Below are 23897 nucleotides of genomic sequence, written 5' to 3' on the forward strand. Positions count from 1 at the left end.
CGCGGCGTCCGGCGACGGGCGAAGATCCCACCAGGGGAATGAAGGAGTCTCAGAACATGCCGGTATCGGTCACCATGCCCCGGCTCGGCGAGAGCGTCACCGAGGGCACCGTCACTCGCTGGCTCAAGCAGGAGGGCGACACCGTCGAGGTCGACGAGCCACTGCTTGAGGTCTCGACCGACAAGGTCGACACCGAGATCCCGTCGCCCGCGGCGGGCGTGCTGAGCCGGATCGTGGTCGGCGAGGACGAGACCGCGGAGGTCGGCAGCGAGCTGGCCGTCATCGCGGGTGAGGGCGAGTCGGCCGGTGGCGGCGAGGCCGCCCCGCAGGAGCAGCAGCAGGCTCCGGCCGAGTCGGCCACCGAGCCGACGGCCGCCGCTGAGGGCACCGCCGACCAGGTGGCCCAGGACGAGGCGCCGGCCCCGGCCGCCGCCGGTGCGGGCGAGGGCACCGCGGTGAAGATGCCGGCCCTGGGCGAGAGCGTCACCGAGGGTACGGTCACCCGCTGGCTCAAGCAGGTCGGCGAGACCATCGAGGTCGACGAGCCGCTGCTGGAGGTCTCCACCGACAAGGTGGACACCGAGATCCCGTCGCCGGTCGCCGGCACGGTGCTGGAGATCAAGGTCGCCGAGGACGAGACCGCCGCGGTCGGCGCCGACCTGGCGATCATCGGCGTTGCCGGTGCCGCCCCGGCGCAGGCGAAGCCCGAGCCGAAGCCCGAGCCGAAGCCCGAACCGAAGGCGGAGGCCAAGCCGGCGCCCAAGGCCGAGCCGAAGCCGGAGCCGAAGGTCGAGGAGCCCACCCCGGGCGTGTCGTACAACGAGCCGTCCGCGGAGGCCGAGACCTCGGCGCAGCCGGTGAAGGCCGAGCAGGCCGCACAGCCGGCCGCGCCGACCCCGACGCCGCAGCGCCCGTCCGCCCCCGCCCCGGGTGGCGGCGAGGAGGCCGCCGGGTACGTCACGCCGCTGGTGCGCAAGCTGGCCAGCGAGCACGGCGTCGAGCTGTCCTCGCTCAACGGCACCGGCGTGGGTGGCCGGATCCGCAAGCAGGACGTGCTGGAGGCCGCCGAGAAGGCCAAAGCGGCGAAGGCCGCCCCGGCTCCGACGGCGCAGCCGGCCGCCGCCCCGTCGGCGGCCCCGGCGAAGCCGGCCGCGAAGCCGCAGCCGAGCGGCAAGCGGGGGACCACCGAGAAGCTCACCCGGATCCGCAAGGCCATCGCCACGCGGATGCAGGAGTCGCTGCACGAGATGGCGCAGCTCACCACGGTGATCGAGGTGGACGTCACCAGGATCGCGAAGCTGCGGACGCAGGCGAAGGACTCCTTCCAGCAGCGACACGGTGTGAAGCTGTCCTTCCTGCCGTTCTTCGCCCTCGCGGCCGTCGAGGCTCTGCAGACGTACCCGATCGTCAACGCCCGGATGGACCTGGACGGCGGGACGATCACGTACCCGGACGCGGAGCACCTGGGCATCGCCGTGGACACCGAGCGCGGTCTGCTGGTGCCGGTCATCCACAACGCCGGCGACCTCAACCTGGGCGGCATCGCCAAGCGGGTCGCGGACCTCGCCGAGCGGACCCGGACCAACAAGATCAGCCCGGATGAGATCGCCGGGGCGACCTTCACGCTGACCAACACGGGCAGCCGGGGCGCGCTCTTCGACACCCCGATCGTGCCGTCGCCGCAGTCGGCGATGCTCGGCACGGGTGCCGTGGTCAAGCGGCCGGTCGTGGTCAACGACCCGGAGCTCGGCGAGGTCGTCGCGGTCCGGTCGATGGTCTACCTGGCCCTGTCCTACGACCACCGGCTGATCGACGGCGCCGACGCCGCCCGCTTCCTGGCCGCGGTCAAGGAGCGGCTGGAGGCCGGCAACTTCGAGTCGGAGCTGGGCCTGGCCTGATCACCGAGCCAGTCGGAAAGGGCGCCCCGGTCATCGACCGGGGCGCCCTTTTCGTCGTTCGAGGGCGGAGCGCCGGTCGGGGCGGACCCCGGCCGACGCTGCGCGCTCAGCCCTTGAGCAGCGCGGTCGAGACCTGCCAGAGCCGTTCAGCGGCCTCCGGGTCCAGCGCGTACGGGGCGACGCCGCGCCGCTCTCCGGGCACCACCGGGCCAGCCTCCTGGCAGTCCTCGAAGTACCGCCCGCCGGCCCCGTCGATCAGCGGTGAGGCGGCGACCAGCACCGAGGTGGCGGCGCCCTGCTCGACGGTCTTCCAGGCCGCCGCGTTGCCCGAGCGAATCCGGTTCAGTTCGTCCTCGCTGACGTAGCGCTGGAGGTTGGTCTGGATCGCGCCGGGCATCAGCGAGTTGGCGACGATGCCGTCGTCGGCCCAGAGCCGGGTCGCCTCCACGGCGAAGAGCACGTTCGCCGTCTTCGACTGTCCGTACGCCTGCCACGGCTCGTACGGCCGGCGCTCGTACTGGATGTCCTCGAAGACCACCGGCGAGCGCAGGTGGGCGGCGGAGCTGACCGACGCGATGCGGGCGCCGTCGGCGGCGGACAGCGCGGGGCGCAGCCCGGTGGCGAGCGCGAAGTGCCCCAGGTGGTTGGTGGCGAACTGCATCTCCCAGCCCCGCGGGGTCCGCATCTCGGGCGCGGCCATGATGCCGGCGTTGTTCACCAGCATGTGCAGCGGGCCGTCCCAGTTGGCCACGAAGTCGGCGACCGAGCCCTGGTCGGCGAGGTCGAGCGGGGCGACCAGGATCTGGTCGTTGCCGGTGCTGGCGGTGATGTCGTCGGCGGCGCGCTGCCCGGCGTCGGTGTTGCGTACGGCCAGGGTGACCTGCGCGCCGGCGCTGGCCAGGGCGCGGGCGGTCTCGGTGCCGATGCCGGACGACCCGCCGGTGACGATCGCCCGCCGGCCGCCGAGGTCCACGCCCTGGATCACGTCCATGGCGGTGGAGTCATGGGTGAACGCGGTGGTGATCGGGGTGCTCGTCGTCATGATCCATCCTTGTTCGGGTAGGGCGGGCCGACCCGGCCCGCCGCTACGATGGAAGCGGAGGATCCTCCGCTACGTCCGAGACTAACCGGAGCTTCCTCCGGATACCACTGGCCCGTACCAGCGAGGGAGGACGTGTGCCGGAGACCAGCCCCCGCCCGCTGCGGGCGGATGCCCTGCGCAACCGCGAGCGACTGCTGGACGCCGCGATCCAGGCGTTTTCCCGCCCCGGGCCGGAGGTAACGCTCGACGGCATCGCCCGGGAGGCCGGGGTGGGCATCGGCACCCTCTATCGCCACTTCCCCACCCGCGAGGCGCTGATCGAGGCGGCGTACCGCAACGAACTGGGCAAACTCTGCGACGCCGCGCCGGACCTGCTCGACCACCTACCGCCGGACCGGGCGCTACGGGGTTGGATGTCCCGGTTCATCGACTACCTCGCCACCAAGCGCGGAATGGCCGACGCCCTGCGCCTGGTGATCGCCGCCGGCGCCAACCCGTACGCGCAGAGCCGGGACCGGCTGCTGGAGGCGCTCGACCGACTGCTGAGCGCGGGCGCCGCGGCCGGCACCGTACGGGCCGATGTCGACACCCCAGACGTGCTGGCCAGCCTCAGCGGGATCTCGCTGGCGGCCGCCGAACGCGCCCAGGCCGAGCGGCTGCTCGACCTGTTGATGGACGGTCTGCGGCACCACCGGCCGGGCTGACCCGTTCCGGCCTCGGGCCGGGCTGGACGCTGCCAGAGTGGGATCGTGGGCGGCTACCGACGGCGTGGGCGACTGGGGCCCGCCGTCCCGATCGCCCCCGGCGCCCGGGTGGACAAGTTCGAGGTCTTCTTCGATCTGGTCTTCGTCTTCTCGTTCTTCATCATCACCCGGGCGACCGCCGCGAACATCTCCGGCCGGCAGCTCCTGCACGCCGGTCTGGTGCTCGCCGTGCTCTGGTGGATCTGGGTGGTGCACAGCCTGGTCGCCACCCGGGTCCGGCTCGGCGAGGGCTACGTGCCGGTGCTCATGGTGATCGCGATGGCCGCCCTGTTCGCGTTCGCGCTGGCGCTGCCGCAGGCGTTCAGCGACCCGAAACGCGGGGCCGCCGGCCCGATGCTGGTGGCCATCAGCTACGTCGTGGTCCGGGGCATCCACATGATCTTGTATCAACATGTGGTGCGGGACAGCCCGCAGGAGCGCCGACAGCTACGCCGGTTCGCCCCGGAGCTGGCGGCGAGCATCGTCCTGTTGCTGGCCGCCGCGCTGGTGCCGCCACTGATCGCCGATCCCGCTCAGGCCGCGATGGTCCGCGACGCCCTGTGGATCACCGTGGTGCTGGTCCAGTACGCCACCGGCTTCATCGTCGGCACCTGGGGCTGGGGGGTCACCAGCGCCGAGCACTGGACGGAACGCTACGACCTCATCCTGATCATCGCGCTGGGCGAGTCGGTGATCTCCGTGGGCGTCGGCGGCAACCTGCTCGTCGGCAAGCCGGTCACCTGGCCGGCGGTGGCCGCCGCCTCGCTCGGGATCTTCTTCACCGCCGCCCTGTGGTGGGCGCACTTCGACTTCATCGGCCCGGCCGCCCGGATCGCCCTGCACGCGGCCGAGGGCGGCCCCCGGGTGGCGATGGCCCGCGACGCGTACGCCTACCTCTACCTGCCGATGATCGCTGCGGTGATCCTCTTCTCCATCGGCAGCGAGGAGATCCTGCACCAGATCACCGACCCGGCCGGCGGACCAGCGCAACGAATCGACGGGCCCGCCGTGCCGTTGCTCTTCGGCGGGGTGATCTGCTATTTCGCCGCCAATCTGCTGTTCCAGCTGCGCACCCTGCACACCATCACCTGGACCCGGATCGGCGTGCTGGTGGTGCTGACGGCGGCCCTGCCGGTCGGGCAGCACCTTCCGGCGCTGGGCGCGCTCACCCTCCTCACCGCGATCTGCGTCGCGCTGGTGGCCGTCGAGGTGCTGGTGATGTCGGAGTCGCGGCACGCGCTGCGGGCCGCCGTCTTTGAGGAAAAGACCGTCCACGAGGCCCACGAGGCCGACTTCCGGGCCAGCTGGCACCTCAAGGAGCCCGACGAGCCGACCACGCCGTGACCCCGCCCGGGATAGGCTACGGCTCAGCGTCGCGGTGCACCCGGCACGAAGGCCGCCGTGGGCATGGAGACGCGGGGACAGCATGGGACGAACGTGCACCCGACCACTTCATCGGCCGACCGGCTCGCCGCCGTCGGCAATCAGATGATCGAAATCCACCTCTGGCTCGGCGCGGAGCTGGCCCGCCTCCGGGCGAGCCTCGACGCCGACGGCCCCGGCGAGGCCTGCCCCTCGCGGGACCTGCGGGCCCACTGCCTGACCTTCTGCGCTGCGCTCGGCCGGCACCACACCGGTGAGGACGCCGGCGCGTTCCGGCTGCTGGCCGACGAGGTCCCCGAGCTGCGCCCGGTCCTGGCCAACCTGATCACCGACCACGAGGTGGTCGCGGGGATCCTGGGCCGGGTCGAGGAGCTGCTGGGCGATCCCGCGCCCGTCCCGGTGGCCCACCTGCGTGCCGAGCTGGACGGGCTTGCCGCGTTGCTGGAGTCGCACTTCCGGTACGAGGAGAAGAGGCTGGTCACCGCGCTGAACGCGCTCACCGGCCGGCCGGGGACGGTCGAGGAACTCCTCGGCCTGACCGCGCCGCCCGTCGGCTGACGCCTTTCTCCCCTCGGCAGAACCGGCCCTTCCGCACTGGCCACGAGGCCCCGCTGGACGGCAGGCTGGGGCCATGGTCACCTTCTCGATCCAGGCGAGCCCGTCCGACGCCGCCAGCTGGTGCGAGCTGGCCCGCCGGGCCGAGTCGGCCGGCTACGACGCGCTGCTGGTCGGCGACCACCCGGGCGTGGTCGCCGCGCCGTTCGTCGCGCTGGCCGCCGCCGCGTCGGTCACCTCGACGCTCGGGCTCGGCTCGTACGTCACCAACGCCGGCGTCCGGGAGCCGGCGCTGCTCGCCACCGACGTGGCGACCCTCGACCTGGTCTCCGGCGGGCGGGCCCGGCTCGGCATCGGCGCCGGCCACACCCCGGTCGAGTGGCGGGCGGTGGGGCGGAAGCGCCCGGACGTCGCCGGCCGGGTACGCCGCTGCATCGCGGTGGCCGAGGCGGTCCGGGCCCTACTGGCCGGCGAGGAGGTCACGGTCGACTCCGCCGACCTGGCGGTGCACGCCGCGCGACTGGACCGGCCCCGACCGGTGCAGCCGCGGATCCCGTTGACGGTGGGCACGGCCAACACCGACCTGCTGCGCTGGGCCGGGGCACACGCCGACGTGGTCGGGCTCAGCGGCTTCGGTCGTACTCTCGCCGACGGCCACGGCCACGACGTGCGCTGGCGCGCCGCGGAGATCGACGCGCAACTGGCCGCGATCGCTACCGGCGCGGCCGGGCGGGACGCCCCGCCCGCGCTGGAGGCGCTGGTGCAGCGGGTCGTGGTGGGCGACGGTGCGGCGGCCGCCGCCGCGCAGACCGCCGGGGAGACCGGCCTGACCGTCGACGAGCTTCTCGCCACCCCGTTCGTGCTGATCGGCACCGCCGACGAGATCGTCGCGGCGGTGGCCGCGCACCGGCGGCGCTGGGGCGTGACCCGCTACGTGGTCCGGGCCGACGCGCTCGATCCGCTGGCCCCGCTGCTGCCCCGGCTGGCCGCCATCACCTGAGCGCCCACGCGCACCGGCCGGGGTGGCCTACCCGCCCTCCGACCCCGAGCCGGGCAGTTGCTCGTAGAAGCGAATCTTCTCCCGGAGGTGGTCGTACTGGCGCTGGAGCAGGCGCATCTGCTCCTCGACCTGCGTGGCGTGCCGTTGCAGCAGCTCCCGCCGGTCGTCGGCGGTGTGCTCGCCCTCCCGGGCCAGCTGCGCGTAGCGGCACATCTGGGCGATCGGCATCCCGGTGTCGCGCAGGCAACGGAACAACACCAGCCAGCCGAGGTCGTCGTCGGTGAAGACGCGCTGGCCGCCCGACGTCCGACTCACGTCGGCGAGCAGGCCGATCTTCTCGTAGTACCGCAGGGTGTCCAGGCTGAAGCCGCTGCGCCGGGCGGCCTCCGAGGGGGCGTAACCGGTCATGCCCGAGATGGTAGTGGTTGACCTGGAGCGCACTCCAGGTTGGAGGCTGGGGCGCATGACGACGACACGGAAGCTCGGACGCAGCGGCATCGAGGTGAGCGCGATCGGGATGGGGTGCTGGGCGATCGGCGGCCCGCTCTGGGGCGACGGTGGGCAGCCGTTCGGCTGGGGCGAGGTGGACGACGACGAGTCGATCCGCACCATCCACCGCGCGCTCGACCTCGGGGTGACCCTGTTCGACACGGCCAGCAACTACGGCGCCGGGCACAGCGAGCGGATCCTCGGCCGGGCCCTGGCCGGTCGCCGGGACGGCGCGGTGATCGCCACGAAGTTCGGCAACGTCAGCGAGGAGGCCACCCGCCGGGCGCTCGGCACCGACGCCAGCCCGGCCTTCGCGGTGCGCAGCCTGGAGGATTCGCTGCGCCGGCTCGGCACCGACCACGTCGACCTCTACCAGCTGCACATCAACGAGCTGCCGGTGCCCGCCGCGCTCGACCTGATCGACACCCTGGAGGACCTGGTCGCCCAGGGCAAGATCCGGGCGTACGGCTGGAGCACCGACGACCCGGCCTCGGCGGAGGCGTTCGCGGCGGCGGGCGTGCACTGCGCCGCCATCCAGCACGACGAGTCGGTGCTGCGGGACAACGCGGCCGTCCTGGCGGTCTGCGACAGCCACGACCTGGCCAGCCTCAACCGCGGCCCGCTGGCGATGGGCCTGCTCACCGGATCGACGCGGGCGGTCGGCGCGGACGACGTACGTGGCCGGGCGCCCGAGTGGCTGCAGTGGTTCACCGACGGACGGCCGACGCCGCGCTGGGCGGCCCGGGTCGACCAGGTCCGCGCGGCGCTCACCGCCGACGGGCGCACCCTGGCCCAGGGAGCGCTCGGCTGGCTGCTGGCCCGCAGCCCGCGTACGGTGCCCATCCCCGGTCTGCGCACGGTGGCGCAGGCCGAGGAGAACCTGGCCACCCTGGCGCTCGGCCCGCTGAGCGTCGAGGCGTACACCGAGGTGGAGCGGCTGCTGGCAGACCTGCGTCCGGCCCACGCGGCCTGACCATCGGGTCGGTCCCCGCCCCGGGCGCCGTCAGCGGAAGTCGTCCGCGTGCTCGGCGGCCCACTGCCGGAACGTGCGCCCGGGGCGTCCGGTCACCTGCTCGACGTCCGGGGCGACCCAGCCGTTGCCGTCGGGATACCGCCCCATCTCCAGGAACCACTCGATCACCTCGGCGGGGTAGTGGTCCTTCCAGTGCTCGCGGGCCTGCGCCGGGGTCAGCTCGTCGAGCCGCACCGGACGGCCGATCGCGTCACTGATCATCCGAACCGCGTCCCGGCGGCGGACCGGCTCCGGCCCGGTCGGCTGGTACACCCGCCCGGAGTGGCCGTCCTCGGTGAGTGCCACCAGGATGACCGCGGCGATGTCCGCCTCGTGGACCAGCGCGCTGTTCCAGTCCCCGAACGGCGCCCGCACCACCCCCTCGGCCCGGATGCCGGCTGCCCAGTCCCGGGTGTTCGCCATGAACTCGCCGGGGAAGACGTGCGTCCACTCCAGGCCCGAGTTCTCGATGGCCCGGTGCAGGGGACGGTGGGGCGCCTCGATCGGGTCGTCGTCCGCCCGGCTCGGATCGTTGTGGCCGAGGTGGGTGACCCGGCGGACGCCGGCCTGCCGGGCCAGCTCCAGGATCTCCGCACCGGTGGTCAGCGGCCCGTACCCGTCCATCGCGACCAGGTGCATGCGCGTCACGCCGCGCAGCGCCGGGGCCAGCGTGTGCGGCCGCGCGAAGTCACCCGCCACCACCTCCACGCCGGGGGGCAGTGCGGCGGTCGCCGGGTTGCGGGTCAGCGCGCGTACGTCGTGGCCGGCGGCCACCAGTTGCCGGACCAGGCTGCCTCCGACGGTCCCGGTCGCTCCGGTCACCAGGATCGGCATGGTTCCTCCTCACGGTCGCCCGACGGCGGGCATGGTGCGACGACCCCCTATCGGGGGCGCATTCGGATGACTCATGGTCGACCGAGTACGCGCCCGAGAGCAATCATGAACACCGCATTCACGTTCGCTCTGACCTGCGGAGACGTGTCCGGCGCAGAATGTGCGCCGCAGCTTTTTTCGACGCCTGAAACGCCCGCTGACCTGAGTTTTCCCTACCGGCGGCGGGAACCGCGCAGATTTCTTCGCCGGGGGCGCTCCGCAGCCGGTGACGTCGGCCGCCCCACGCATCCGCCGGCGGCATTCTGGGCGAAGATGTGGGCATGCGGATCCTTCTGGCCGGCGCGTCCGGCTTCCTCGGCACCCGGCTGGTTGCCCGACTCGCGGCCGACGGGCACCAGGTCACCCGGCTGGTCCGTCGGCCGCCGCGCGATCCGCAGGAGCGACGGTGGGACCCCGCCGCCGGGCAGCTCGACCCGGCCGCGGTCGCCGGGTCGGACGCCGTGGTCAACCTGGCCGGCGCGGGCGTCGGGGACAAGCGTTGGAACGACGACTACCGGCGGTTGATCCGCACCAGCAGGGTGGACAGCACCACCACGCTGGCGACCACCCTCGCCGACCTGCCCGCCGCCGATCGGCCCCGGGTGTTGCTCAACTCCTCGGCCGTGGGTTGGTACGGCAACACCGGCGACCGCGTGGTCGAGGAGGACGCGCCGGCCGGCGACGGCTTCCTGGCCGACGTCTGCCGGGTCTGGGAGGCCGCGACCCGGCCGGCGGAGGATGCCGGGGTACGCGTGGTACGGCTGCGCGTCGGCCTGCCGCTGCACCGCGACGGCGGGATGCTGAAACCGCAGCTGCTGCCGATGCGGCTGGGTGTCTCCGGCCCACTGGGCGGCGGCCGGCAGTGGTGGCCCTGGATCTCGATGGCCGACTGGCTGCGGGCGGCCCTCTTCCTGCTCGACTCCGATGACATCGCCGGACCGGTCAACATGGTCGGCCCGGCCCCCGCGACCAACGCGGAGTTCACCCGGGAGCTCGCCCGGCAGCTGCACCGCCCAGCGATCATGCCCATCCCGGCGCTGGCGCTGAAGGTGGTGCTCGGCGGCTTCGCCCACGAGGCCCTCACCAGCACCCGCGTCCTGCCGGCCGTGCTGACCCGTGCCGGCTTCACCTACCACCACCCCGACCTGCCCAGCGCCCTGCGCGCCGCGCTCACCGAGTAACCCCCACCGCGCGTCGATCATGAAGTTATTGCCAGCCGCCTCGGCGTGTCGTGGCAATAACTTCATGATCGACGGGGTCAGCGGGTGGGGGGCGGGGTCAACAGCCGATCACCCAGTAGTTGGGGGCGGTCTGCTTGAGGGCGCTGGTGTAGAAGGTGTTGTAGAGGCCCATCCGCTGGTTGGAGCCGTTCGCGTAGGCGTAGCCGCCGGACTGGTACGCCCGACCGGCGCTGACGTGCGCGTAGTTGCTGGCGGTCACGCAGGTCGGCGGCGTGGTCGGGGTGGGGGTCGGCGTCGGCGTCGGGGTGGCCGTCGGGGTCGGGGTCGGGGTGGTGCCGCCACCGCCGAGCCCGAAGAAGACCGCGTCGCGGTACGTCGAGCAGATGGTGTCCAGGAAGTACGCGGCGGTGCTGCCGCACTGCTCGGCGCCGGAGCCCGGGTCGACCGGAGTGCCGTGGCCCATCCCGGAGACCCGGTAGAGCCGCACGTCGTCGTTGCCGTACACCTCCAGGCTGGTGCCGCCGGGCAGCGACGACGTGCTGCTCGGGGTCTGCGAAACCCCCCGCACGTTCGTCCACTGGTCACGGGACTCCGCGCCGTTGAGCGGCGCGACCGTCGTGTCCGAGGTGCCGTGCCAGATGGCCACCCGGGGCCGCCGGCCGCTGTAGCCGGGGTACGCGCCGCGGACGAGGTCGCCCCAGGCGGCCGGGGTCTTGTCCGCGCCCGGGTTCATGCAGCTGAACGCGTTGACCATGCTGGTGGCGCAGCGGTACGGGATGCCGGCGATGATTGACCCGGCGGCGAAGACGTCCGGGTAGGTGGCGAGCATGACCGAGCTCATCGCCGCGCCCGCGGAAAGGCCGCTGACGAAGACCCGGGCCCCGTCCACCCCGAAGTTCGCCTTGGCGTGGTCGACCATCTGCTTGATCGACAGCGCCTCGCCCTGACCTCGGGCGGTGTCCCCCGGCTCGAACCAGTTGAAGCAGCTGTTGGCGTTGTTGCCCGACGGTTGCTGGGGAACGATCAGGGCGAACTTCCACTGGTCGGCGTACTTCTGCCAGCCGGAGTTGGAGAAGTAGCCGGAGGCGTTCTGGGTGCAGCCGTGCAGCAGCACCACGGCCGGGGAGTTGGCCGGCAGGTTGTCCGGACGGTAGGCGTACATGGCGAGGTTGCCGGGGTTGGACCCGAAGCCGGTGACCTGGGTCAGGCTGGCCGCCTGGGCGGGCGTGGCGAGGGCGACCGCACCGGCGACGGCGAGGACGAGCCCGGCGACCGCACCGATCAGCCGGGTGAGGGTGGACGAGGAGCGGCGCACAGCGGCCTCCTGACGGGCGGACTGTGAACTGGGTCACGGTCGAATTGCCGGAACGTTACGTCGGCGTGTCGCCGCTATGACATGGGCCACAGTCACACATTCACGGGGGCCACTGTGTACGCCGGACGATCCAGCCGCTAGGAAGGGCCCCCTCCTCTACCTCAGGCGATAACAAGGGTCCCCTCCTTGCATGTATGACCGGCCCGTCCAGGTCCGGTTGGTAACGTCCGCTGCGTGCCGTCCTCCCCGTCGCTGGCCACCGGGCCCGCACCCGCGTCACCACCTCGCGCCGCCCGCGACCGCCGGGCCGACCTGATCGTCGTGCTGGTGGCGCTCGCGCTCGCCGTCTGGGTGACCAGTGGGCTGTGGCGGGACCCGAACGTGCGCACCATCACCGTCAACTCCAGCGACCAGGCGCTCTTCGAGTGGCTGCTCGCCTTCGGCGGGCACGCGGTGACGCACGGGGAGAACCCGTTCTTCACGTACCTGATCAACGTCCCGGACGGGGTCAACCTCGCGGTCAACACCTCGATCACGGTGTACGCCGTCGTCTTCGCCCCGCTCACGTACCTGATCGGGCCGCCGGCGACCTTCCTGGTGATCCTCACCCTCAACCTGCTCGCCACCGCGCTGGCCTGGTACTGGCTGCTCTCCCGGCACCTGGTCCGCAGCCGGCTGGCCGCCGGGGTCGGCGCCCTGTTCATCGCCTACTCCCCCGGCATGGTCTCGCACGCCAACGCCCACCTGAACTGGAGCGCCGGCTGGCTGGTGCCACTGCTGGTCTGGCGGCTGTTCGCGCTGCGCCGCCCGGGGCGCTGGCTCCGGGACGGGGTGATCCTCGGCGTCCTGGTCGCGGTGGCCTTCTCGATCGCCGCCGAGGGGCTGTTCTTCGCAGCGCTCGCGCTCGGCGTGTTCGTCGCCGTCTGGGCGCTGCACCCGGCCCACCGCGCCGAAGCCCGAGCCGTGCTGCCCACCTTCCTGCGCGGGCTCGGGGTAACCGCGGTGGTGGCGGGCGTGCTGCTGTCGTACCCGCTGTGGCTGCACTTCGCCGGGCCGCAGCGGTTCCACGGCACCGGCTTCGACCCGCTGATCCACTCCGAGGACATCGCCGCGTTCGCCGCGTTCCCGCGCCGCTCGCTGGCCGGTGAGGCCGGGCTGGGCACCGCGCTGGCGCCGAACCCGACCGAGGAGAACTCGTTCTTCGGCATCCCCCTGCTGGTGCTCACCGTGGTCTGCTTCGTCGCGCTCTGGCGACGCGCCGATTCCGCCCGCCGGGCCACCCTCTGGGCGCTGGGCGCCACCGCGGTGCTCTTCACCGTGCTCTCCTTCGGGCCGGTGGCGAAGGTCGATGGCCGGCGCACCGACCTGCCGATGCCGTTCGACCTGTTCGGGCAACTGCCGGTGGTGAACGCCGCACTGCCCGCCCGGCTGGCCCTGGTGGTCGCGCCGGTGATCGGGGTGCTGTTGGCGTACGCCATCGACCAACTGCGGCACGATCCGCCCCGGCACCGCTACGCGGAGCTGGCCTGGTCGATCGGCTTCGCCGCGGCTTTGCTGCCGCTGCTGCCCACCCCGCTGCTGACCCACGAGCGGGAGCCCGTCCCGCAGTTCATCACGACCGGCACCTGGCGGGAGTACGTCTCGCCCGGCGGAGTGCTCACGCCGGTGCCACTGACCGTGGACATCTACCCCGACGGGCAGCGCTGGCAGGCGTACGCGCTGTCCCATCGGCAGGGTGAGTTCGCCATTCCGGGCGGCTTCTTCCTCGGCCCCGGTGGCCCGGACGGTCGCGGCCGGATCGGACCGGTGCCCCGCACCCTGAGCGCCCTGATGGACCAGGCCGGGCGGACCGGGCTGGTGCCGATCATCACCGACGGCACCCTGCGGGATGTCCGCGCCGACCTGCAGCACTGGCGGATCGAGACGGTCGTCCTTCCCGACCGGGTACACGGCGCGAAGTTCGACGTCGACGAGGAGGCGGTCCGGCGCACCGCCAACGCCCTGTTCGGCGAACCGCAACGGGTCGACGACGTCTGGGTCTGGCGCATCCGACCGGCCTGACCGCCGTCGCCCTCCTCCGCCGCCGCCGTCCTGGTGAGGCGGCTCACCAGCGATCATCGCCGGTCACGGGACTAGGCTGAGGGGCGTGACGACGACGACCTCCGGCCTGACGGCCGTCCGCGCCGGCCTGCTCGAGTACCAGGCCGCCTGGGACGAGCAGCGCCGCCTGCACGAGGCGGTGGTGGCCGGCGAGCGCGGCGACACCGTGCTGCTGCTGGAGCACCCGAGCGTCTACACCGCGGGCAAGCGCACCGAGCCGTGGGACCGGCCGGTGGACGGCACCCCGGTCGTCGACGTGGATCGCGGCGGCAAGATCACCTGGCACGGGCCGGGGCAGCTCGTCGGCTACCCGATTCTCCGGCTGCCCGACCCGGTGGACGTGGTCGCCTACGTACGCCGCACCGAGGAACTGCTGATCGACGTGTGCGCCGAGTTCGGGCTGACCGCCGGTCGGGTCGAGGGGCGCAGCGGGGTCTGGGTGCCCGAGGACGACCGGGGGCCGGCCCGCAAGGTGGCCGCCATCGGCATCCGGGTCGCCCGGGGCGTCACCCTGCACGGCTTCTCGATCAACTGCGACTGCGACCTGACGTACTTCGACCGGATCGTGCCGTGCGGCATCCCTGACGCCGGCGTCACCTCGCTCACCGCCGAGCTGGGCCGCCCGATCACCGTCGCCGACGTGCTCCCGGTCGTCGAGCGCCGGCTGTCCACCCTGGTCGAGGTCTGAGCAGCGGGCCCCCGGCGGTGGCGCCGGGGGCCGCTGCGCTCACGGCGTCAGGCGGTGCAGGTCGCGTGGGAACGCGGTGACCTCCCGGATGTTCGCCGCGCGGACCAGGCGGGCCACGAAGCGCTCCAGGCCGATGGCGAACCCGCCGTGTGGTGGCATGCCGTGCCGGAACGCGTCCAGGTAGCCGGCGTACGGCTCGACCGGCTCCCCCCGCGCCGCCAGCGCCGCCAGGTAGTCGGCGTGCCGGTGTAGCCGCTGCCCGCCGGTGACCAGCTCCAGGCCCCGGAAGAGCAGGTCGAAGCCGTTCGAGTACGCCGGCCGCGCGGGGTCGGGGTGGGTGTAGAACGGCCGCTTCGCCATCGGGTAGCCGGTGACGAAGAGGAAGTCCGACCCGTGCTCGCGGCGGGCCCACTCCCCCAACGCCCGCTCGTGGGCGGGCGCGAGGTCCGGCTCGTCGGCGGGCGCGCCGGCGATCGCCAGCGCCTCGGTGAAGTGCACCGCCGGGATCTGCGCCGGCACGGCCGGCACCTCGACGCCGAGCGTGGCCAGTGCGCCTGCGGCCCGCTCGCACACCGTGCCCAGCATCCCGGCCAGGGTGTCCCGCAGCACGACCATCACGTCACGGTGGTCGGCGACGAAGCCCAGCTCCACGTCGAGCGACGTGTACTGCGCCAGGTGCCGGACGGTGTCGTGCGGTTCCGCCCGGAAGACCGGCCCCACCTCGTAGACCCGTTCGAAGACGCCGACCATCAGCTGCTTGTAGAACTGCGGCGACTGGGCCAGGTACGCGGGCCGGCCGAACCAGTCCAGCGCGAACACGTTCGCCCCGCTCTCCGTGGAGGAGCTGACCACCTTCGGCGTGTGGACCTCCACGAAGTCCCGGCCGTCGAGCGCGGCACGGAACCCGGCCACCGACGCCGCCGAGATCCGCAGTGCCGCGGATCGGGTGGGGTGGCGCAGCGCGGTCGGCGCGTTGTCGAGCTGGGTGGGCAGGCTCGCGGTGAGCGCCGGCCGGTACAGGTCGAACGGCGGCGGCACTGCGGGCGGGCCGAGCGGACGTACCGTCGGGTCGGTCAGCTCGACCCCGGCGGGCGCGGTGTCGTTCGCGGTGGCCGTCGCGGTGACCTCGACGATCGTCTCCTCGGTGAGTTTCTCCAGCTCGGCGCGGACGGCCGGGTCGGTGACGACGACCTGCGCCAGGCCGGTGGCGTCGCGCACGATCAGGAAGGCCACCGACTTGAGCATTCGGCGGCGGTGCACCCAGCCGGCGATCCGCACGGTCGCGCCGACCTGGGCGGGCAGTTGGTGGGACAGGGTTCGTTGCATGGCGGGCTGCTCCTCGGTCGATCGCCACGCCGTCGCCGCCCTGGGGTGGCGAAAGCGTCGCATCAGCCCCAGGGAGGTGTGGGCGAGCGGGAACCTCGCGGTGCCACCACACCTTCGCCCCCGCCGGAGCGGGGGCCTCGTTCGTCGCCTGATGACCGGGGCCAGCCGGGCGGGCTCTACTGGGCACGGGGTGACCCGCAACCGTTCTTCCCGCAGCTCGGGAGGGTCTTCGCGCACCGGCGCCAGACCGCCTCTCAGCACCGGCGGCTCTCTGCACTGGCGGGTCGGGCGCTACTCGGCTCCGTCATCGCTGTTGGCGGTGACGGTAACACCCGATCCCTGCGGCTGTGACGCCGATTTCGAGCCGTCGGTGTCCGGCGTCACAACATCCACGGCGTGACGCCGGTCGCCCGACGCACATAGATGGCGGCCGTCGGGCGTAGGCTCGTTTTCGTGACGATCGAGCACTCCGCGCCGACGACCGGCCAGGCAGCGCGCACCGCAACGGCCGCCCCCGAGGGGCGGCGTCTGCTGCGGATCGAGGCGCGCAACGCCGAGACCCCGATCGAGCGCAAACCGCCATGGATCAAGGTCAAGGCCAAGATGGGGCCGGAGTACACCCAGCTGCGCGGGCTCGTCTCACGCGAGGGGCTGCACACCGTCTGCCAGGAGGCCGGCTGCCCCAACATCTACGAGTGTTGGGAAGACCGCGAGGCCACCTTCCTGATCGGTGGCGACCAGTGCACCCGGCGCTGCGACTTCTGCCAGATCGACACCGGCAAGCCAGCCGAGTTCGACGCCGACGAGCCCCGCCGGGTCGCCGAGTCGGTGGTGTCCATGGGGCTGCGCTACGCCACCATCACCGGCGTCGCCCGCGACGACCTGCCCGACGGCGGCGCCTGGCTGTACGCCGAGACCGTCCGGCAGATCCACGCCCTTCAGCCGGGCTGCGGCGTCGAGCTGCTGATCCCGGACTTCAACGCCGTCCCCGAGCAGCTGGCCGAGGTCTTCGGCTCCCGCCCGGAGGTGCTGGCGCACAACGTGGAGACGGTGCCGCGCATCTTCAAGCGGATCCGCCCCGCGTTCCGCTACGACCGCTCGCTGGACGTGATCCGGCAGGCCCGCGCCGACGGCCTGGTCACCAAGAGCAACCTGATCCTGGGTATGGGCGAGGAGCGGGCCGAGGTCTCGCAGGCGCTGCGCGACCTGCACGAGGCCGGCTGCGAGCTGATCACCATCACGCAGTACCTGCGCCCCTCGCCCCGGCACCACCCGGTGACCCGCTGGGTCAAGCCGGAGGAGTTCGTGGAGCTGCGCGAGGAGGCCGAGGAGATCGGCTTCGCCGGGGTAATGAGCGGGCCGCTGGTGCGCTCGTCGTACCGCGCCGGCCGGCTCTACCGGCAGGCTCTCGACGCCCGCGCCGCCGCCCCGGTCGGCACCGCCGGCTGACCCGCACCCGACGCCCGGGGCCGCCGCCGCCGGGCTGAGCTGCGGCGACCCGCCAGCCCACGCCGTGCCGGAGAGCGCCGGCACTCGAATGCCCTGATCGGCTGACGGCTACCGCCGAACACTGGCGGTTGCGCGCCAATTGCCACATTCGCCCGTTATGTACAGGTGTTGGTGTCTGTGCAACGGGTGTCGCAGCCCGTCCGGCGTTCGTGGCTGCCTGAAATCCTGACCGTGCCCGCCGTCGTCGCGGGTGTCGGATATCGCCTCGCTCTGCTGGGCCACGCCGCGCCGCCGACGAACAGCGACGAGGCCACCATGGGGTTGGCCGCGCTGCACATCGCCCGGGGTGAGGGCTTCCCGGTCTGGTTCTACGGCCAGCAGTACATGGGCACGCTGGAGGCGTACCTGGCCGCACCCGTGTTCGCCCTGACCGGCGGGCCATCGCTGCTCGCCCTGCGGCTGCCCACGCTGGCGCTGTACGCGGTGTTCCTGCTGCTGGCCTGGCGACTGACACTGCGGCTGACCGGGGACCGCTGGTTCGGGCTGCTGGTGGTGGCGATGCTCGCCCTCGGCTCCGATCGGGTGGTCAAGAACCAGTTGATCGCCGGCGGCGGCTACCCCGAGATGAACGCGGCCGGGGTGGCGCTCGCCCTGCTCGCCCTGGATCTGGCCACCGGACGGCCGGGTCGGCGGCTGCGGCGCTGGGCGGCGTGGGGGTTCCTGGCCGGCCTGATGCTCTGGGTCGACCCGCTGGTGCTGGCGTACGTCCTCGCCACCGGCGGGGTGCTTGTCGTGTTCTGCCGCCGGGAACTGCGTGGAGCGGCCGGCGTGCTGCTCGGGGCCGCCACCGTGCTGGGCGCGGCCCCGCTGCTGGCGCACAGCCTGCTGACCGGGCGGATCCCCCTGCGCGCGATGATCGCCGCCAGCAGCGCGGACGCCACCACGGGCTGGGTGGAGCGGCTGCACGGCGGGCTGCTGCTCGGCCCACCGCTGGGCATGGGCTTCTGCGCGCCGGGGCGGTGCGCCACCTGGCAGCTGTGGTGGGCGCTCGCCCTGCCGGTGCTGCTGGCGGTCGCCGCCGGTACCGCCTGGCGGGTGCTGCGTCGGCCGCCCACCGCTGGTCCGTCGCCCCGGGCCGCGGCGGCCATGCGGCTGGCTCTGGTGCTGGCCGCGGTGGCCACGCTCGGCGCGTACACCGTGAGCAGCGCAGCCGGGCTCACCCCGGTGGAGAGTTCCCGCTACCTGTCCTGCCTGCTCATCTCCCTGCCGGCGCTGCTCTGGCCGGTGTGGACCGTGGCCCGGAGCGGGGGGCGGTGGACGGCCGCCCGGCCGGTCGCGCTGGTCGTTCTCGCCGCCACGGTAGGCACCGCCGCCCACGCCACCTGGCGGTCGGTGCAGACCGCCCCGGCGACCCGGGCCGCCGAGGCCCGGCACGCCGAGCTGGTGACCACCCTGCGCCATCTCGGCGTACGGCAGGTGCGGGCCGGCTACTGGACCTGCAACCGGCTCACCTTCGCCAGCGCGGAGGAGGTGGTCTGCGCAGTCGTCGACGACAGGCTGCGCCCCGGCCTCGACCGCTACCCCGCGTACCGGCGGGAGGTGGAGGGCGCGACGGCGCCGGCCTGGGTCGCGCCGACCGGGTCGCCGATGGCGGCCCGGCTCGACGACCGGCTGCGCGCCGCCCCGGACAGCCTGGACCTGGTCACGCTCGACGGCTGGCGGGTCTACCTGCCGCGCACCTGAGGGGTGAGCCGACCGCCGGCTCGCTCGTCAGCGGGGTGCGGCGGGCTCGGCGAGTAGACCGAGGCGGTGGGCCACAGCGGCGGCCTCCCCCCGGTTGGTCACGCCCAGCTTGGCGATGATCCGGGACACGTGGACGCTGGCCGTCTTCGGCGAGATGAACAGCCGCTCGGCGATCCGGCTGTTGCTGTGCCCCTCGGCGACCAGCCGCAGCACCTCCCGTTCCCGCGAGGTCAGCAGGTCGACGCCGGGCCCCGCCTGGCCCGCCCCGCGCAGGCCGACCCGGCGGGCCAGGGTGGCGGCCGCCTCGGTCAGCGGCGACGCGCCCAGCCGCCGGGCGATCTCGGTGGCCTCGGTGACCGCCGCCGCCACCTCGTCCCGCTCTCCGGCTGCGGCGGCCGCCTCGGCCAGCGCCAGCAACGCCCGGCCCAGCGGGTACGGCTGCCCGTCGGCCCGCCACGCGTCCACCGCCGTACGCCAGGCCTGCAGCGCCCGCCCGGCGGTCGCGAGCAGGGCGGTGACCTGGGCGGCGTGCGCCCGCGCGGCCGGGTGCCGAGCGGGCAGGTCGGCGGCGAGCGCCGCGACGGCGGCCGCCAACTCCCGGTCCTCGACCCGGGCGGCGGTACGCGCGACGGCGCTGAGCACCGGCCAGCCCTCGCGGGGCAGCTGCGCCAGGCTCTGGTCGGCCAGCGCGACGCGGGCCGCCCGGACCGCCTCGACCTTGTCGTCGGCGGCCAACGCCGACTCGATCCCCAGCTCGTGCAGGGGCAGCCGGTGGCTCGGCCACAGGTAGGGCCGGCCGAGGAAGGCCAGCGCCCGGTCGACCAGTTCGTAGGCGCCCGGATGGGCGCGGGCCAGCCGCAGCCCGGCGCCCAGTTGGAGCCAGTGCACCCCGGTGACGCCGGACAGATCGATCCGGGCGGCCTCCGCGCACACCGCCTCCGCTTCGTCCCACCGGCCCAGCGCGATCAACGCCTCGGCCCGGTTGCTCAGCAGGTACGCCCCGGTGGAACGGCTGATCCCCACCCGCCGCGCCTCGGCCACGCCGGCCTCGGCCGCCTGCGCGGACTCGGCGTAGCGGCCCAGCTCGCAGAGCACGTCCGATCGGTACACCATGGCGATCACCAGGGCCGGCGCGTCCCCGGCGGCGCGGGCGACCGACTCGGCCTCGTGCAGCTCCGCAAGCCCCTGCTCCAGGTCCCGGTCGCCGTGGCAGAGCAGGGCGATCCGCGTGGGCAGCAGGGCCACGTACTCGCCGAGGGCCTCGGCGTCCCTGACGGCCTCGGCGGCCACCCGGGCCGCCTGCTGCGGGTCGATCTTGATCAGGTGGGCGGCGATGTCGGCGAGCAGCTGGACCCGCTCCACGCCGGCCGGGCCGCCCGCCGCCAGCCGGTAGGCCTCACCCAGCTCGCTGCTGCCGTCGCTCTTGCCGAGCAGGGCCAGCAGTCGGCCCCGCTGGTCCAGCAGGCGGGCGGCGCGCAGGGGCGCGGCTTCGGCGTCCACCTCGTCCAGGCCGGCCCGGGTCAGGGTGATCGCGCGGCTGAAGTCGCCCGCCGTGACCGCGGCGTTCAACGTCTGCTCCAGCAGTGCCAGGTGGTCCATGCCGAGCCGGTCGGCGGCGTCGGGCACCAGTTCCCACAGCTCCAGCACCCGTTCCAGCAGCCGGCGCTGCTCGGCGTAGGCGTACCGGTCGGCGGCGGCGCAGGCGGCGGCCCGTGCGGTGACCAGGGCCCGGGGGTGGTCGTTCGCGGCGTACCAGTGATGGGCGATCTCGGCCGGGGCCCGACCCTCGGCGACCAGGTGCGGCTGGGCCTCGATCGCGGCGGCGAACCGGGCGTGCAGCCGGGCGTGCTCACCGGGCAGCAGTTCGTCGTGCACGGCCTCGCGGACCAGCGCATGCCGGAACTCGTAGTCGCCGTCACGAGCCACCACCAGCTGGGCGGCGACAGCTGCGCGCAGCGCGTCCTCCAGCTCGGCCTCGGGCAGCCCGGCGACCTCGGCGAGCAGGTGGTGGGCGAAGCGGGTGCCGCCGGCCGCGGCGATCCGCAGCACCCGCTGGGCGGGCTCGGGAAGTCGGTCCACCCGGGCCAGCAGCAGGTCGCGCAGCGTCTCGGGTAGCGCGGCGCAGCCGATCGGGTCGCCCGCGACGGTCAGCTCCTCGATGAAGAACGGATTGCCCTGCGTGCGCTCGTGGACGTCGTCGATGGCGCGGGGAGGCGGGTCGGCGCCGAGGAGGTCGGCGAGGATCGCGGCGGTGCCGTCGCGGTCCAGCCGGCCCAGCTCGACCCGCTCGACGCCGCGGGCCCGGTCCAGCTCGGCCAGGAACGGGCGCAGCGGATGCCCGCGCTGCAGCTCGTCGGTGCGGTAGGTGCTGACCAGCAGCAGTCGGCCCGGCCGGGCGGCCCGGACCAGAAAACCGATCAGGTCCCGGGTGGAACGGTCCGCCCAGTGCAGGTCCTCGATCACCAGCACCAGCGGCCGGACGTCGGCGAGTCGTTGGAACAGCTCAGCGACCAGGTCGAACAGGTAGCCGCGCGGCGCGTCGGTGAGCGGCGCGGCGGCCGGCGCGGCCAGCGCGGCGGACACCCGGCCCAGCTCCGGCAGGAGCCGGGCGAACTCCGCCTCGTATCCGGCGAAGACCTCGGCGCCGTCGGCGCGCAGCACCGCGCGCAGCGCGGCGGCGAACGGTGCGAACGGCAGGCCGGCCTCGCCCAGCTCCAGGCACTGGCCGACGAGCACCCGCGCGCCGGCGTCGGTGGCCGAGCCCGCGAACTCCTCCAGCAGCCGGGTCTTGCCGACGCCCGCCTCGCCACCGACCAGGACGGTGCTGGGTTCCCCGGCCCGGGCCCGAGCCAGCGCGGCCCGCAGCGCGGCGATCTCGCGCTGGCGGCCGACGAGGACGGAGCTGGCGGCACGTACGGTCACGGGGTTGAGCATGCCATGACGGGCCCCGCCGCCGGCCACGCCGACCGGCTGGTGACCGAGCGGCGGGGACGGCGGCGGGGTGGCCGCGGCGGCGGGTAAGGCGGTGGCGCTCACCGGCGGTCGTCGCCGGTACGCCGGATCTGCTGGCGCCGGCCCAGCCAGTTGCGCCTGCCGGGGCGGGACATCGACCGGGCGAGTCGTTCCGTCGCCGCCTCGGCGCGCAGCTCGGCGGCGTGGCTGTGGTGCAGGGCGAGCAGGAAATCTGCGTCGTTGCCGAACATCTCGGGCTCCTTCGTGGCGTCGTCATCTTGCTGTTGATGACTCTTCGCGCGAAGGCCCCACCCGGGCATGGGCACACTGCCGGATCTTCTCCGGGGCCAGCCTCCTTACGCGCCCGCCGCGGAGGCGTACGGCGACGTAAGGTACTCAGCCGACCGGCACCCGGACGCGGATCAACGGGGCGGGCGGCGCCCACTAGACTCTGCGGCATGGCAAAGCCCCAGGAGAAGGTCTCGTTCGGCCAGCGGCTGAAGCAGATCGGGATGGTGTTCCAGTTCACCGCCAAGCAGGACCGGTGGTTCGCGCCGCTGGTCGCCGCCGCGGTGCTCCTCCCGCTCGCCCTCACCGTGGTCGCGGTCATCCTCTGGAGCTGGATCTGGCTGCCGCTGGGCATCCTGTTCGCCCTGCTCGCGGTGCTGATCGTGCTGAATCTGCGGTCCAACAAGGCGATGATGAACGCCGCCGAGGGGCAGCCCGGCGCGGCGGCGCAGATCATGGAGAACATGCGCGGCGACTGGCGGGTGACCCCGGCCGTCAGCTCCACCACCCAGATGGACATGGTCCACCTGGTGATCGGCCGGCCCGGCGTGATCCTGCTGGCCGAGGGCAACCCGCAGCGGGTGCGCGGCCTGCTCGGGCAGGAGAAGCGGCGGCTGGCCAAGGTGATCGGCTCCGCCCCGCTGCACGACTACGTGATCGGGCAGGAGGAGGGCGAGCTGCCGATCCGCAAGCTGCGGACGACGCTGCTGCGGCTGCCCCGGGCGCTCAGCGGCAAGGACGTCAACTCGCTGGACAAGCGGCTCAAGGCGCTGACGGCCCGGCCGCAGATGCCCAAGGGCGCGATCCCGAAGAACATGCGACCGCCGGGCGGCTCCTTCCGCCAGTCGCGGCGCTGACCCCTGGCGTACGCCCCGAAGAGCCGGACCCCTGCGGGCCCGGCTCTTTCGCGTTGGGGTGGGCGGTCAGCGGCGGGGGGCGTCGACGATGACCGCGTCGGTGAGCCGGTCGTGCAGGCCGCGACGGTGCTCGTCCATGATCAGCGCGGGGACGACGAGGGCCAGCAGCAGACCCCGGGCCAGCCCACGGAGCAGCCCGATCCGGCCGCCGTCGTGCCAGTTCACGCAGCGGACCTTCGTGATGTACATGCCTGGCGTCTGGGCGAACAGGCCGAGGAAGAAGGCGTACAGCAGGATCAGCACCAGCACGGGGGCCCAGCCGTCGTGCACCGGGTCGGCGAAGATGTTGGCCACCAGCAGGCACAGCACCCAGTCGATGATCAGCGCCCCGAACCGTCGACCAAGGCTCGGCGGGGTGAAGGTGGGGTCGGTGGCCGGCGCTGCCGGGGCCTGCGGGTTGGTCACAGCGGTCAAGGGTATCCGTGTCGGGATCGGGGCTTCCGGGTGCCACCGCGCGCGCCAAATCGGGCCAATGACATCAAACGTCATTACAATGGTCTCGCCGGTACACCGTTCGCGGCCGACCGGGAGCGATATAGGAGCGTCGCTGACGCTCCGCGAGGGACGTAACACGGCAGAAACACCGGGGACACGGCCGGGCAACCGCCTGGCCATAGCGTCGCAAGGAGCCTAGCCACCCCGTGGACGTGCCAGGAGGACGTGTGTTCGCCAATTCCGAGGAACTGCTGCGGTACCTCAAGAACGAGGACGTGAAGTTCGTCGACGTTCGTTTCTGTGACCTGCCCGGTGTGATGCAGCACTTCAACCTGCCGGTGGAGTCCGTCAACGACGACCTGTTCACCGACGGCCTCGCGTTCGACGGCTCATCGATCCGCGGTTTCCAGGCGATCCACGAGTCGGACATGCTCCTGCTCCCGGACGTCGCCACCGCGTTCATCGACCCGTTCCGGGCGCAGAAAACCCTCGCGTTGAACTTCTTCAT

At 73.3% G+C, this 23897-nt stretch carries 21 protein-coding genes; 13 read left to right on the forward strand and 8 right to left on the reverse strand.

Annotation, left to right across the window (positions count from 1 at the left end):
- Positions 1 to 56: 56 nt before the first annotated feature.
- Positions 57 to 1898: a 2-oxoglutarate dehydrogenase, E2 component, dihydrolipoamide succinyltransferase gene (gene sucB, locus ABZU69_RS16130; protein ID WP_354965095.1), complete on the forward strand. Its 1842-nt coding sequence runs from the start codon at positions 57 to 59 to the stop codon at positions 1896 to 1898.
- Between the two features lie 106 nt (positions 1899 to 2004).
- Here sucB and ABZU69_RS16135 read toward each other — a convergent pair whose 3' ends face one another.
- On the reverse strand, positions 2005 to 2940 hold the full coding sequence (locus ABZU69_RS16135) for an SDR family NAD(P)-dependent oxidoreductase (protein WP_354965096.1): 936 nt from the start codon (positions 2938 to 2940) through the stop codon (positions 2005 to 2007).
- Positions 2941 to 3074: 134 nt separating this feature from the next.
- Between ABZU69_RS16135 and ABZU69_RS16140 the strand changes: the two genes are divergently transcribed.
- The 4 genes from ABZU69_RS16140 (at position 3075) to ABZU69_RS16155 (ending at position 6621) form a co-directional block, all read left to right on the forward strand.
- Positions 3075 to 3644, forward strand: coding sequence for a TetR/AcrR family transcriptional regulator (locus ABZU69_RS16140; RefSeq protein WP_354965097.1), 570 nt, complete (start codon positions 3075 to 3077; stop codon positions 3642 to 3644).
- Positions 3645 to 3689: 45 nt separating this feature from the next.
- Positions 3690 to 5027 carry a low temperature requirement protein A gene (locus ABZU69_RS16145; protein WP_354965098.1) on the forward strand — a complete coding sequence of 446 codons (1338 nt, stop codon included), beginning with the start codon at positions 3690 to 3692 and terminating at the stop codon, positions 5025 to 5027.
- A 93-nt stretch (positions 5028 to 5120) separates the two neighbouring features.
- A complete protein-coding gene (locus tag ABZU69_RS16150) occupies positions 5121 to 5624 on the forward strand; it encodes a hemerythrin domain-containing protein (RefSeq protein WP_354965099.1) in 504 nt (167 codons plus the stop codon).
- Between the two features lie 73 nt (positions 5625 to 5697).
- Complete coding sequence (locus ABZU69_RS16155; protein WP_354965100.1) at positions 5698 to 6621, forward strand: LLM class flavin-dependent oxidoreductase; 924 nt, start codon at positions 5698 to 5700, stop codon at positions 6619 to 6621.
- Positions 6622 to 6648: 27 nt separating this feature from the next.
- On the opposite strand, the gene ABZU69_RS16160 is transcribed toward ABZU69_RS16155, so the two are convergent.
- The gene (locus ABZU69_RS16160; protein ID WP_354965101.1) at positions 6649 to 7029 is read right to left on the reverse strand and encodes a MerR family transcriptional regulator; all 381 of its coding nucleotides are present in this window, start codon (positions 7027 to 7029) and stop codon (positions 6649 to 6651) included.
- Positions 7030 to 7084: 55 nt separating this feature from the next.
- Between ABZU69_RS16160 and ABZU69_RS16165 the strand changes: the two genes are divergently transcribed.
- Positions 7085 to 8083, forward strand: a complete 999-nt coding sequence (locus ABZU69_RS16165) for an aldo/keto reductase (protein ID WP_354965102.1) — start codon at positions 7085 to 7087, stop codon at positions 8081 to 8083.
- Between the two features lie 30 nt (positions 8084 to 8113).
- Here the strand turns inward: ABZU69_RS16165 and ABZU69_RS16170 are convergent, their stop codons facing one another.
- Positions 8114 to 8956, reverse strand: a complete 843-nt coding sequence (locus tag ABZU69_RS16170; protein WP_354965103.1) for an NAD(P)H-binding protein — start codon at positions 8954 to 8956, stop codon at positions 8114 to 8116.
- A gap of 320 nt (positions 8957 to 9276) precedes the next feature.
- Here ABZU69_RS16170 and ABZU69_RS16175 point away from each other — a divergent pair, with 320 nt between their 5' ends.
- Positions 9277 to 10176, forward strand: coding sequence for a TIGR01777 family oxidoreductase (locus ABZU69_RS16175; protein ID WP_354965104.1), 900 nt, complete (start codon positions 9277 to 9279; stop codon positions 10174 to 10176).
- Between the two features lie 97 nt (positions 10177 to 10273).
- Here the strand turns inward: ABZU69_RS16175 and ABZU69_RS16180 are convergent, their stop codons facing one another.
- A complete protein-coding gene (locus ABZU69_RS16180) occupies positions 10274 to 11491 on the reverse strand; it encodes a PHB depolymerase family esterase (protein WP_354965105.1) in 1218 nt (405 codons plus the stop codon).
- Between the two features lie 234 nt (positions 11492 to 11725).
- Here ABZU69_RS16180 and ABZU69_RS16185 point away from each other — a divergent pair, with 234 nt between their 5' ends.
- Positions 11726 to 13552 carry a DUF2079 domain-containing protein gene (locus ABZU69_RS16185; RefSeq protein WP_354965106.1) on the forward strand — a complete coding sequence of 609 codons (1827 nt, stop codon included), beginning with the start codon at positions 11726 to 11728 and terminating at the stop codon, positions 13550 to 13552.
- Positions 13553 to 13637: 85 nt separating this feature from the next.
- Positions 13638 to 14279 (forward strand): lipoyl(octanoyl) transferase LipB, encoded by a 642-nt coding sequence (gene lipB, locus ABZU69_RS16190; RefSeq protein ID WP_354965107.1) that lies wholly within the window; start codon positions 13638 to 13640, stop codon positions 14277 to 14279.
- 39 nt (positions 14280 to 14318) lie between these two features.
- Here the strand turns inward: lipB and aspS are convergent, their stop codons facing one another.
- Complete coding sequence (gene aspS, locus ABZU69_RS16195) at positions 14319 to 15605, reverse strand: aspartate--tRNA(Asn) ligase (RefSeq protein ID WP_354965108.1); 1287 nt, start codon at positions 15603 to 15605, stop codon at positions 14319 to 14321.
- A gap of 423 nt (positions 15606 to 16028) precedes the next feature.
- On the opposite strand from aspS, the gene lipA reads away from it, so the two are divergent.
- Both lipA and ABZU69_RS16205 read left to right on the forward strand, forming a co-directional pair.
- Entirely contained in the window at positions 16029 to 17054 is a 1026-nt protein-coding gene (gene lipA / locus ABZU69_RS16200; RefSeq protein WP_354965109.1) for a lipoyl synthase, read from the forward strand.
- 186 nt (positions 17055 to 17240) lie between these two features.
- Entirely contained in the window at positions 17241 to 18797 is a 1557-nt protein-coding gene (locus ABZU69_RS16205) for a hypothetical protein (protein WP_354965110.1), read from the forward strand.
- Between the two features lie 27 nt (positions 18798 to 18824).
- On the opposite strand, the gene ABZU69_RS16210 is transcribed toward ABZU69_RS16205, so the two are convergent.
- Both ABZU69_RS16210 and ABZU69_RS16215 read right to left on the reverse strand, forming a co-directional pair.
- Positions 18825 to 21833 carry an AAA family ATPase gene (locus ABZU69_RS16210; RefSeq protein ID WP_354965111.1) on the reverse strand — a complete coding sequence of 1003 codons (3009 nt, stop codon included), beginning with the start codon at positions 21831 to 21833 and terminating at the stop codon, positions 18825 to 18827.
- Complete coding sequence (locus ABZU69_RS16215; protein WP_354965112.1) at positions 21830 to 22000, reverse strand: hypothetical protein; 171 nt, start codon at positions 21998 to 22000, stop codon at positions 21830 to 21832. The genes ABZU69_RS16210 and ABZU69_RS16215 overlap by 4 nt, the downstream gene beginning before the upstream one ends.
- Before the next feature lie 207 nt (positions 22001 to 22207).
- Here ABZU69_RS16215 and ABZU69_RS16220 point away from each other — a divergent pair, with 207 nt between their 5' ends.
- On the forward strand, positions 22208 to 22894 hold the full coding sequence (locus ABZU69_RS16220) for a DUF4191 domain-containing protein (RefSeq protein ID WP_089019642.1): 687 nt from the start codon (positions 22208 to 22210) through the stop codon (positions 22892 to 22894).
- Positions 22895 to 22960: 66 nt separating this feature from the next.
- On the opposite strand, the gene ABZU69_RS16225 is transcribed toward ABZU69_RS16220, so the two are convergent.
- Positions 22961 to 23359, reverse strand: coding sequence for an RDD family protein (locus ABZU69_RS16225; RefSeq protein WP_354965113.1), 399 nt, complete (start codon positions 23357 to 23359; stop codon positions 22961 to 22963).
- 257 nt (positions 23360 to 23616) lie between these two features.
- On the opposite strand from ABZU69_RS16225, the gene ABZU69_RS16230 reads away from it, so the two are divergent.
- Positions 23617 to 23897, forward strand: a 281-nt coding sequence (locus tag ABZU69_RS16230) for a glutamine synthetase (protein ID WP_354965114.1), incomplete at its 3' end; no start/stop codon positions are given.

This window comes from Micromonospora sp. NPDC005206, assembly GCF_040608175.1.
Taxonomy (GTDB): Bacteria; Actinomycetota; Actinomycetes; order Mycobacteriales; family Micromonosporaceae; genus Micromonospora.